This is a genomic window from Zemynaea arenosa, from assembly GCF_004614185.1.
Classification (GTDB): Bacteria; Pseudomonadota; Gammaproteobacteria; order Burkholderiales; family Burkholderiaceae_D; genus Telluria; species Telluria arenosa.
Genome location: NZ_SPVF01000164.1, coordinates 1 through 6,017, shown reverse-complemented (window position 1 = coordinate 6,017; position 6,017 = coordinate 1). Strand labels below are relative to the sequence as shown.

Annotated in this window: 3 protein-coding genes and 1 pseudogene; all 4 read right to left on the bottom strand. The window is 66.7% G+C overall.

Features of this window, described 5'->3' with window-relative positions:
• Positions 1-477: 477 nt before the first annotated feature.
• Positions 478-1,755: pseudogene (locus E4L96_RS13375) on the bottom strand (efflux RND transporter periplasmic adaptor subunit); the annotation flags it as partial.
• Positions 1,756-1,977: 222 nt separating this feature from the next.
• Positions 1,978-3,834 (bottom strand): signal peptide peptidase SppA, encoded by a 1,857-nt coding sequence (gene sppA / locus E4L96_RS13370; RefSeq protein ID WP_135207726.1) that lies wholly within the window; start codon positions 3,832-3,834, stop codon positions 1,978-1,980.
• 19 nt (positions 3,835-3,853) lie between these two features.
• The gene (locus E4L96_RS13365; protein WP_135207725.1) at positions 3,854-5,323 is read right to left on the bottom strand and encodes a sodium:solute symporter; all 1,470 of its coding nucleotides are present in this window, start codon (positions 5,321-5,323) and stop codon (positions 3,854-3,856) included.
• A gap of 58 nt (positions 5,324-5,381) precedes the next feature.
• Positions 5,382-5,822: a hypothetical protein gene (locus E4L96_RS23710; RefSeq protein WP_167758684.1), complete on the bottom strand. Its 441-nt coding sequence runs from the start codon at positions 5,820-5,822 to the stop codon at positions 5,382-5,384.
• Between the last annotated feature and the right edge of the window lie 195 nt (positions 5,823-6,017).

Below are 6,017 nucleotides of genomic sequence, written 5' to 3'. Positions count from 1 at the left end.
GCCCTGCCCTGCCTGACTTCCGCCGCCGGTGGCACCACCCGATCCGTCGCCTGCGTTGGCGGCCCCGCCGCGCGTCCAGCGGCGCCCACCCTCCGCACCGCCAGCGGCACCGGCAGCTCCCGGAGCCGCACCACTGTTCGTTCCATCGGATGCCGCACCATCTACAGCCCTTCCGCGGCGGCCAGCATGAGGATCATCGCCCGCGCCAGCGGCACCAGCCGGACCTGCCGCCGCGCCAGACGCACCTGCAGCGCCAGGACGGCAGCTTGCCGGAGCATTGGGGCCGCCAGCCGCCGCACCGGCAGCGTCACCGCCCCGAGCGCCGGACCGATTGCGTCCTGCGCCACGCCCTGCGCCGCCAGTGGCTGCGCCATCGGCAACAGGGGCGGCATCTGCGCTACGTTCGCCGGTTGGGCTGCCCGCAGCACCTGCTCCGCCGGCACCGGCCACACCACCTGCACCACTTGTGCCACCTGCGCCACCTGCGCCAACTTGTCCACCGCGGCCACGACGGCCACTGCCAGCGCCGCCTGTTTGCGGGCGGTCGCCGGGGAGGACGACCTTGGCGCCATCACGCAGTCGGTCCGCCCCTTCTGTGATGACCTGCTCGCACTCCTGCAAGCCGCTGCGAATCTCGATCCGCTGCGCATCCCCCTGTCCGCGCACGACCTTGCGAATCGCCACCGTGCGCTGCGGCGCATTCAGCACATACACGAAATCCCCATCAGCGCCATGCCGCAGCGCCGTCACCGGCACCACCACCGCCCCGCGGATCAAATTCAACTGCAAGCGCAGATTCACGAACTGGCTCGGGAACAGCTGCTGCGCCGGATTGGTGAAGCGTGCCTTGGCCCGCACCGTCCCCGTTGACGTATCGACCTGGTTATCCAAAGCCCAGAAGCGCCCGCTGTCCAGCACCCGCTCGCGCGACCGGTCCAGCGCCATCGCCGGCAGCACCGCGCCGGAGTTCAAGCGTTCCTGTACCGCCTGCACCTGGTCCTGCGGAATCGCGAACTCCACGTCGATCGGCGACATCTGCGTGATGATCGCCACGCCATTGGTGTCATTGGACCCGACCAGGTTCCCGATATCCGCCTGCCGCAAGCCAAGCCGCCCCGCAATCGGCGCCCGCACCTGCGTATAACCGAGATTCAAACGCGCCTGCCCCTCGGCCGCCTTGTCCGAGGTGACCGTCCCCTCCAGCTGCTTGACCAGGGCCGCCTGCGTATCCACATCCTGCCGCGCGATCGAATCCTGCGCGAGCAGCGTGCGATAGCGCTGCAGGGTCACCCGCGCGCTCTCCAGCTGCGCCTCGTCCCGCATGCGCTGGCCGATCGCCTGCTGCAGCGTCATCTCGAACGAACGCGGATCGATGGTGGCCAGCACCTGGCCCGCGCGTACGACCTGTCCTTCGGTGAAATTCACTTTCTGCAGTACGCCCGAGACCTGCGGACGCACCGTAGCCGTCGCCGCCGGCACCACCGTGCCCAAGGCATCGATATACACCGGCAGGTCGGCCCGCTCCGCCCACGCCACACCCACGGTGGTCGGTGGGCCGCCGCGGAATCCGCCACCACCCCGTCCCCCGCGCGCGCCTTGTGCGCCAGCGGCCCCGCCGCCCGACCCACCGGCCGCGTCATCGCGGTGCGTGAGGTGCCAGGCAAACCAGCCAAGGGCAATCATGGCGACGACGGCGATCATGCCGCCCACCACGCGTGAGCGCCGCGATGCACGCGGCTGAGGGGTCGATTCCATACAGGTCCTTCGGGAAGGGAGCTTGGCGATGTGGCAATGACTCTAGCACGCACGTTTGGCGGCTAATGTTTCATAACGCACCAATGCACCCGTATTGACATCCCCAGCAATGAAAACGGCGGACCCGCAGGCCCGCCGTTAAGGGGGAACGCTCTATGTAACAGGGCTACACGTCGTTACAAAGTCGCTACAAAACTGTCAATATGCGGTGTCCGGAAGCGGTCAGGGTGCCTCGCACATGCAGTGCGTGACCGCCGCATAGGGCGAGCGCTCCTGCACCAGACCATTGACGAAGGCCAGCTCGCGCACCGCCTTGTCCACCACCGCCGGCGGCAGCGGCGCCTCCACCAGCCCCAGTTTGACCTGCAGCGTCAGTGCCTGCGTGGACGACACCCCAAACCACGCCAGCAGCCGGTCGAAGCGCGACACATCGCGCTCGATCCACGCCACCCGGTAGTCGCTGCCCAGCTTCGCGCGCTGCGCCGCCGACTTCAGGGCATCCTGGAAGCTGCCGATGCGGTCCACCAGGCCGCGTTCCTTGGCCTGCAGCCCGGTCCACACCCGGCCCTGGCCGACCGCGTCGACCTGCGCCTGCGTCATCTTGCGCGCCTGCGCGGCCTTGCCCGTGAACTCCGCGTACACGTGATTGATGGCGCCCTGCACCACCTGCTGGAAGCGCGGGTCCAGTGGCCGCAGCGGGTTGTAGGCGTCCGACAGCCAGGTGGTGGTCACGCCCCCGGTGTGGATCCCTAGCTTGTCGCCGACCTTCTCCGCCGTCGGCAGCAGCGCGAACACGCCGATCGAGCCGGTGACAGTGTGCGCGTCCGCGATCACCTCGTCCGACGCCATGGTGATCCAGTAACCGCCGGATGCTGCCACATTGCCCATCGAGACCACGACCGGCTTGCCCGCCGCCCGCGTGAGTTCCAGCTCGCGCCGGATCAGCTCCGAGCCATAGGCGCTGCCGCCGGGCGAATCGACGCGCAGCACGATGGCCTTGATGCTGTCGTCCTCGCGCGCCTGGCGGATCAGGTTCGCGGTCGAGATGCCGCCGATGGCGCCCGGCCCTGCCGTCCCATCCGAGATCGAACCCTGCGCCACCACCACGCCGATGCCATCGCCGATCAGCTTCGGATGGATACGCGCGAGGTAGTCCTGGAAGCCGATCTGGCGGAAGCTCTTGCCTTCTTTATCCGGCGCGCCACGCTTCATCATCATGGTGCGGATCTCGTCGCGGTTCTTCAGGCCGTCCACGAGCTTGAGCTGCAGCGAGAGCTTGCCGGTGTCGCCCTGGACCGCGTCCAGCAGCTTCGGCAGCTCCTCGATGCCGCGCATGATCGCGCCGGCCTCCAGCTTGCGCTGCTTCTCAATGTCCGCGGTGTAGCCTGACCACAGCGCGTTGTAGAGGAAGCTGTCCGCCTCCTGCGCCGCCGGAGATGGTTCGTTGTTGATGAACGGCTCGGCATAGCTCTTGTAGGTCCCGACGCGCATCACGTTCACCGTGACACCCAGCTTGTCCAGCGCATCGCGATAGTAGTTGCGGTAGCCGCCAAAGCCCTTCAGGTAGACAGCGCCCATCGGGTGCAGATACACCTCGCTCGCATGTGCGGCCAGCGCATACTGGCGCTGGTCGTAGTTGCCCGCGTAGGCGATCACCGGTTTGCCCGCGGCCTTGACGCGGTCGATGGCCTGGGTCAGTTCGTGCAGCGACGCCAGCCCGCCGCCGTGCAGCTGCTCCGGCAGCAGCACCACGCTGCCGATCTGCGGGTCGCGGGCGGCGGAGTCCAGCACCATCAGCACGTCGCGCAGCTGGATCTCGCTGCGGTCCTCGCCGCGCACGCTGGCCAGCAGCGCGTCACGCGGACTGCCGGTGCGCTGCTCGACGAGTTCTCCCTGCAGGTTGAGCACCAGCGCGGTCTTGTCGCCCAGCGGCTTGGCGCCGCCCGCGAACAGGATCCACAGGAACACGATCACGAACAGCAGGAAGATCAGGTTCATGACCGTGCGGCGCGTCGCGTCCACGCCGCGCCAGAAGCCGCCGAAGAAGCGCCGCACGCGGGAAGGGTTTTGAGTGGCCATGATGGCGAAGGTCTCCAGATCAGGCGGTGACGGCCGCCGGGTTGACATGAGGGGGGCGCGAAATCGCGAACAGTCCGGCGAACACCAGCAGTCCATTCACGATCAGCAGTTCGAGGCCGAGGCGGTAGCTGCCCAGCAGCGCGGCCTGATTCGCTTCCAGCAGCGCGCACAGGATCGGCGCGGCGACGACGACCAGCGGGACCCATTTGTCGTTCAGCGCACGCTTGGTGAGGATGCCGAAGGCGAACAGGCCAAGCAGCGGGCCATAGGTGTAGCCGGCCAGCTTAAGGATCACACCGATCATGCTCGGGTCGTCGATCCATTTGAACACCATCACCAGCAGCACGAACAGCGCCGCGAAGCCCAGGTGCACGCGGTGGCGCCATTTGGTCTGCTGCTCCTCGCTCAGGTCCGTGCGGCGCTTGATGCCCAGGATATCGAGGCAGAAGGTGGACGTCAGCGCAGTGATGGCACCGTCCGCGCTTGGGAACAAGGCCGAGATCAGCGCGATCAGGAAGATGATCTGCACCCAGGCGGGGAGGTGGTCCATGACGACTGTCGGGAACAGCTTGTCCCCGGTGGCCGCGATGCCGTTGGCACCCGCGTACAGATGCAACAGGCCGCCCAGCAGCAGGAACAGGCCGATGACCACCACCAGCACGGCGGTCAGGGTCAGGAGGTTCTTCTGCGAGTCGCCAACGGTCTTCACGGAGATCGTCTTCTGCATCATCTCCTGGTCCAGGCCCGTCATGGTGACCACGATGAAGACGCCGGCCACGATCTGCTTGACCCAGTAGTTGGGGCTATCGACGTCCATGGTAAACACGCGCGCCAGCCCCTTGGACTGCATCTGCGCAAGGCTGTCGCCGAGCGAGAGGCCGAGGTGATTGAGCAGGAAGCCTGCGCAGATGGCCAGGCCGGCCAGCATGCAGGTGGTCTGCAGCATGTCGGTCCAGACGATGGTGCGCACGCCGCCCTGGTAGGTGTAAATCAGGATCATGCCCATCACGACGAGGGTGGTGACCCAGAACGGGATGCCCAGGCTGTCCAGGATGATCGCCTGCAGCACATTCACCACCAGGTACAGGCGCGCGGTGGCGCCGAACAGGCGTGACAGGATGAAGAACGCGGCCCCGCTCTGGTATGAGCGGCGGCCGAGGCGTCCATCCAGGTAGTTGTAGATGGAGGTGAGGCGCAGCCGGTAGTACAGCGGCAGCAGGATGTAGGCGACGGCAATGTAGCCAACCACGTAACCGATCAGCACCTGGCCGTAGCCGAATCCATCGCGCCCGACCGCGCCGGGGACGCTGATGAAGGTAGCGCCGGACAGCGTGGTGCCGACCATGCCGAAGGCCACCACCATCCAGTTGCTGCTCTTGTTACCGATGAAGAAGCTGTCGTTGTTGGCGCCGCGGCCAGTGACCCAGGCCACGCCGAGCAGGAGGAGGAAATACGCGATCAGTATGCAGAACAGTACAGCGGGAGACATAGGGTGGTGAGCCAGTGCTGGCGGTGATTGACAGTCCGCCAGCAATATACACCATGCGTCAGATGTCCTGGCCGGGCACCCGGCGGAAGGGGCCAATGCATTGGTCCATCGACTCGGCGAGGCACATGATGAAGACGGAGTTGTCGTCATTGAACCGCACGAAGTAGCTGGTGGAGGTGCCGACCTTCATGACGTCGCCGGAGCAGTCCTTCTTGCCGTTGTCCTTGACGATGCGGTCGGTGAGCTTGTAGTAGCCAGTGGCGCTGGGTTTGGCCGGGATGGTGAATTCGCTTTGGGAGATCTCTTCGGCGCTGGTGACCAGGGTGGTGCCGTCGGCGCGGAAGCGGTAGGTCTCCGTGCAGGTGGTGTCGGGGACTTGCAGCAGCCAGATGCCGAGGATGGGGTGGTTCTTGTCCGGGGCCACGGGCGCGGCGTGGGTCCGGCCGCTGAAGGACAGCGCGGCGGTCAACAGGGCGAGGACGGCAAATGGGGTTCGCATGGTCGGCTCCTTGGTTGATGACATCATCTCAGGTTGCGCGGATGTTTGCAGAACGATACGTGCGGCGCGGACGCCGCAGGCTGGATGGCGACGGTGCGCTTGATAGCGGCACCGGAGGCGCCGGGGCACCGGCCCCGGGAACGCCGCGGCGTGGCCGGTACCGGGCAGCGGCCGGGCTGGGGAACCGGTCTACCC

Coding starts and splice junctions, on each gene's coding strand:
- sppA (WP_135207726.1), bottom strand. CDS start 3,834: ATGGCCACTCAAAACCCTTCCCGCGTGCGGCGCTTCTTCGGCGGCTTC.
- E4L96_RS13365 (WP_135207725.1), bottom strand. CDS start 5,323: ATGTCTCCCGCTGTACTGTTCTGCATACTGATCGCGTATTTCCTCCTC.
- E4L96_RS23710 (WP_167758684.1), bottom strand. CDS start 5,822: ATGCGAACCCCATTTGCCGTCCTCGCCCTGTTGACCGCCGCGCTGTCC.